The sequence below is a fragment of the Actinomyces sp. ICM58 genome, from assembly GCF_000283035.1.
In the GTDB taxonomy this organism is placed as follows: domain Bacteria; phylum Actinomycetota; class Actinomycetes; order Actinomycetales; family Actinomycetaceae; genus Pauljensenia.
In genome coordinates, this window is record NZ_ALIY01000096.1 from 1 (window position 1) to 4,932 (window position 4,932).

4 protein-coding genes and 2 pseudogenes are annotated in these 4,932 nt (G+C 51.4%); 3 read left to right on the forward strand and 3 right to left on the reverse strand.

Going from position 1 to position 4,932, the window contains the following annotated elements:
* The coding region (locus HMPREF1138_RS11045) for a transposase (RefSeq protein WP_039936948.1) at window positions 1–221 on the reverse strand (221 nt) is incomplete at its 3' end.
* A 112-nt stretch (window positions 222–333) separates the two neighbouring features.
* Here HMPREF1138_RS11045 and HMPREF1138_RS11470 point away from each other — a divergent pair.
* A pseudogene (locus HMPREF1138_RS11470) lies at window positions 334–564 on the forward strand (transposase); the annotation flags it as partial.
* 80 nt (window positions 565–644) lie between these two features.
* On the opposite strand, the gene HMPREF1138_RS10695 reads toward HMPREF1138_RS11470, so the two are convergent.
* Together HMPREF1138_RS10695 and HMPREF1138_RS11600 are read right to left on the reverse strand one after the other, a co-directional pair.
* Window positions 645–3,233: an N-6 DNA methylase gene (locus tag HMPREF1138_RS10695; RefSeq protein WP_009057195.1), complete on the reverse strand. Its 2,589-nt coding sequence runs from the start codon at window positions 3,231–3,233 to the stop codon at window positions 645–647.
* Between the two features lie 171 nt (window positions 3,234–3,404).
* Window positions 3,405–3,839 (reverse strand): transposase, encoded by a 435-nt coding sequence (locus tag HMPREF1138_RS11600; protein WP_081495972.1) that lies wholly within the window; start codon window positions 3,837–3,839, stop codon window positions 3,405–3,407.
* Window positions 3,840–4,262: 423 nt separating this feature from the next.
* Between HMPREF1138_RS11600 and HMPREF1138_RS04785 the strand changes: the two genes are divergently transcribed.
* Complete coding sequence (locus tag HMPREF1138_RS04785; RefSeq protein ID WP_039936949.1) at window positions 4,263–4,637, forward strand: hypothetical protein; 375 nt, start codon at window positions 4,263–4,265, stop codon at window positions 4,635–4,637.
* Window positions 4,638–4,676: 39 nt separating this feature from the next.
* Window positions 4,677–4,932, forward strand: a pseudogene (locus HMPREF1138_RS04790) (IS256 family transposase); the annotation flags it as partial.

The following is a 4,932-nucleotide window of genomic DNA, read 5'->3' on the forward strand; positions in this document are numbered from 1 at the left end:
AACTGTTTGAGGCGCGCGTTTTGCTCGCGCAACTCACGCAGTTCCTTGGCCTCACTACGACTCATCGACCCATAACGCTGGCGCCACCGGCACAACGTCGCCTCGCTGATACCCAGCACGCGGCAGGCCTGGGCCGTACTCATGCCCTCACCTCGCAGCGCCTCGGCTTTCTCCAGCTTTACGACAATCTGCTCAGGCGTGTGCTTCGAGAACTTCCTCATGGTCATCCATTCTGCCCGGCCACAAGCAGCCGGGACTACTCAGAACAACCCTCTCACAACAAACGGTCCGAAAAACCCAGCCCCCTCCAGTAAGGCCCAGATACAAGCCGAAATAGACCGTCTCAGCGACGAGGGCGTCCCTGGCTCCCGCAGGCAGATCATCACACTGGGAAGAACACTCAAACGCCGATCCAGGGAAATCCTCGCCCACTTCGACCACCCCCACACCAGCAACGGACCCACGGAAGCCATCAACGGACGCCTCTAACACCTACGCAATCCGCGCTCGGACTTGCGAAACCTCACCGACTACATCACCCGCTGCCTCCTCGAAACAAGATAATTCAGATCCCAACTACACCACAATTATGAAGAGTCAGCATCATCGCAACGCAAAATTGACTACACACAATGGCTATGCCTTTAAAAACCTAAATTTGAGTCGAGTTCTGAAATATATTGTTCGATATATCCCGTCTGCTCAGATTCTATGGCGGAAATGAATCGCTCAATGGAATCCAAATCAGGCGAGCCTTCTTTGCAGGGCAGCATGATCGGCAGGTCGAAGCTCCGGGAACTGCGCAACTTGTTTCCAAAAGAAAACCTACCGCGCAAAGCTCTGTTAATGGATGCAGCAATGAAGATCAAAGCTCGGCGAGTGTAGGCAACTCCTTCGTTCCAATAAACTCCGGTATCGTCACCGGCACCAAACTCGTATTCTCGCACAAAGGCATTACCGAAAATATCAATGGTTATAGAATTAGAAGGAAAAACAACAAGTGGATTTGAAATATAGCCGACTACGCCCGTGTTTGTTGTGCCAGACATGACGAACGGAATATCGCCGGGGATCTGATCATCTTTTTTGAGACGCTGACCTTGCTCTATATGATCAAACAAATCACCGAGCTTGAAGGAGGCCCACGACAAATCGCTGAATTCTTCTGTCAACAATGCTGATCGTCGGCGCAATTCAGGATAGCGCCCTGCTCCTTGCTTAAGTACGCTGGATAGCTCCCATGAAAGATGATCGGTAACGGACGACTCCAGCATGCTGTAGGTAAGCCGAATATCCGCGGGCGCGGCCTGGTTCCAATCGGAACCGCTGAGGGGGTCGATAACACCTTCGAAGTAGTCTTGTGCAGTAAGATAACATAACTTCTTCGAACCGAATTTCACAAGATTTACTAATTCCGCGTACCTTTCAGGAGCGTGATCCACGTTACGCAAATTCACGGTACTCCGAGCTTTACGTCGGTTGGTTCGTTTATATCCATCTTTCGAGAAATCGATAAACTTTACTACATCATCAGGTTCATGTGCTTCGCCGACGCGAAATACATAAATTTGCGTATGAACACTGGACTTGCCGATGAAGAGGTCGGCGGGCATTTTGATGCTTGCAAGAAGTTTCGATTGCTTTAGAATTCTCTTATTATACTCGGCCGCCTTCCCAGAGCCAGCTGAATTCTGAATAATAACTGCTGCATAACCCTTGTTCATCATAGATAGGGCGCGCTCGACAAAGATCATGCCGTTGCCTTCGGCTGAATAGGGAGGATTGAGCACAAAAGCAGTGGCTGGAAATGGTTTCCCTTTGTTGCCATACTCGTAGTCCCCCCGAAAATTTGTTAGAGAGTCCGCATTGAGGACATTCGCTGATCCGTCACCCATCATGATCATGTTTAGGACCGCCAGCATGTACACGCTAGGTAGTAACTCAAGGCCCAATAGCTGAGACGATTTTATCTCTGCATACTTAATCTCAAGTTCATCAGGTGATTCGATATAATGCTTGGCATCGTTCATCATTTCGTTCATCGCCGCCACAAGTAGTCCCGCCGAACCGGTCGCGAAGTCCCAGACGTATGAATTCCGATCAACTCGAGCTAGCCTAACCAGCAATTTTGCCACATACGAAGGAGTTAGGACAACGTCATTCAACTTATCCTGAGTGAATCCCAGCCAGCTGTACATTTCATTAAATAGCTTGCCGGTGAAGTCTGTTGTTAAGCCTATTTTGTAGTAGATGCCCAAATCGTCAACGATCTTGGAAAAGACTCGCTTGAGCTGAGTTTCGCCATTATTCACCATGTTGAGATTTTCAGCGGTCAGAGTGTTTTTCAAAGTGCGCACGATCATTTTACGCTTTTCGGTTGGTAACGCCTTTTGCATGAGAAAGCTGTTAACCTTACGCAAGACTATTTCGCCGTCGGTACCCCCTGGTTCGTTGGTGGACTTTAGGTCCGCCTTTTCAAGTGGTGCCACCTTGCCTGGCACGCCCAGAGTTGCAATTATAGAGGCTGCGACTAGGTATACTCGATCATTTTCAGATAGTCCTTTTTCATTTTGATATATATCGTTATTCAATTTAATTAGACTCTCATCGATTTCACGTTCCCTTTGAGCTCTAATGTTATCGATTTCGGAAGGGCTTAGCTGCTGATTGTGAACATATTCAGTAAACTCATCAAATCGAGTCTGCTTTAGGAAAGACAGATCGCTGTATGTTCCCAATCTTTGCCCAACGCCAAAATTGCTTTTCGAGACTAGGTATACAGCGATCTCCAACTTTAAGTTATCATTGTCTTTGTATCCGGTAACACCAATTGCAATGATGTTTGAATATGCGGTATAGTGCAATAATGCGTTCGCATAGTGGACAGCCCCATTTGCTGCGTATCCATTAATGTTTGCATAGTGTGGAGTATTGTCTTTCTTGCGATTTTCAATGCGACCTCTTGGGTCCAGCTTTTCAAGTTTGTTTTTGTATCCTTTATACTCAATTAGGATGGGCCAGTACTCATTACGCGTGTCTTGAATTAAGGCCTTCGCGTCCGGCCGATTTCCGCCCGCTCCCCCTCGTTTCGAATAATACTCATCCAGTGCTGCATCAATTTCGTGATTTAAAGGCTCTTGCTCAAGTTTATAATCTACGCCGTAAGACTTTAACCAGCCGTTCACTTTGTCTGCTACATTTGGTTCCACCGACTGAGGCGTCTTATTTGCCATGGTTTACCTTTCGTTTTCAGCTGGCCCATGCCTGCTCTCAGGATACGCATTCAACGGTGATATTACCTGTTCTTCATAGTCGGGTGTGGGGTGAGACGTGTTGAGAAGCGGTGATCAGGTCCATTCGGAGTCTGTAGTTGGTGGGGTTGCGGTAGCCTCTGGTGTGTGTGCCTAGTTTGATAATGTCCGCTGATGGCTTCGGTGGGGTGTGTTGCTGGCTCCGCCAGTGTCGAAGTAGGCGTCGAGTGTGTCCTTGTACTCGCGTAGGGTCTGACCCAGTCGGGCGATTTCGGGGACGGGGCACGTTGGTAGGTGCTCGAGGAGGCGCGTGGCTAGGCGTCGGCCTTGGGTGGGTGTGGCTTGGTGGAAGACGTCTCGGACTTGTCCGGTGAAGGTAGGCGACTTCGACACTGATATGCGCCTCATCTGCCGTGAAGGCCTCACGGAGGCGTTCTTGTTGGCGTGGGGTGAGCCTGCGTGTGTGAGGCGCGCAAGAGATTGCGGACCTGGGGAAAGGGGATCGCCTGTGCGTGCGCGGTGACCAGTCGTGTCTTGCTGGACGCGGCGACGTACCTCACCTGGAAAGTCGCCAGCGAGCTTGACGATATGGAAGGCACCTCAGGCGCTGGTGGCTTCTTGGAGTTGATCGTCTATGGCGTTCTTGCTGTCCCTGGAAGGGATCCAGTGTCGCGATCTGGATGCTGGAGCGGAAGTCTTCTTTGCGCTCTTCAAGCAAGTTCTTGTTCGCGGTGCCAGACCTTCTTGGGATCAGGTCGAGCAATCGGGCCGTGGGGTGATCCTCCCCGCGAATGGTCCCACGATGCCGGTGAGTTCACGTGGGTCCGGGCGGCGTCGGTCCTGGTGGGGGTAAATAGGGGATTGCTGCGTGTGAAGGAGTGGTGATAGGTCTGTCGCCCTGGCTCGAACTTGTCGCAGCCAGGGTGGGTGGACGCAGATGAGCATGCCCCTCCTTAACGTGTCGTTTGTCGACCATGGCGGTCGACAGTGTGACCCAGAGGAGGGAACAGGATGTCTCAGAAAATCACCAACAAGGGAGATGGCAACCAGATCGCTCAGTTCGGTGGCGACCTGAACGGAACGTTCAATCAGATCAACGGAACGCGGACGTTGGCCTCACTGACGCTGCCTGAGCTAGGCGAAGAGTATCTGTTGGCCGATTCGATTGTGTCGCGGGAGCGGAAGTCACGGCGCAAGACGTCGGCAATCGCGGCCTTGGTGTGTCTCTTGTGCTGTGGCATCACTGTCGCCATGTATTGGCTGTTTGGGCAGCCGTCTCTCTCGGAAATCGTCTTCAGACCGGCAGAAGGATCGAAACTCGAGTTGAGTACGAATCTTACGCTAGTCATCCCTGTGATTGCGGCTGCTTTTTCGGGGCGTGTTTAATTGTCTGTGTATCCGTCTTTTGTTTGAAAGGATTGATGCATGATGAATGATGATGATGTTGTTGCGGCTCGCGCTAGTGGGCGTGAGACGGTGGAGGAGCTGCGTCGCTCGGGGGCGTTGGATGCGTTGTTTGAGCGTCTTGATGCTGGCGAGGTCGAGATGACGGGCAGTCAGGGCTTGTTGCCGGCGTTGCTCAAGGAGGCCTTGGAGCGCGGGTTGACCGCGGAGCTGACCGAGCACTTGGGGTATGAGAAGGGCCAGACCAGTGGGCAGGCGCGCTCGAACACGAGGAACG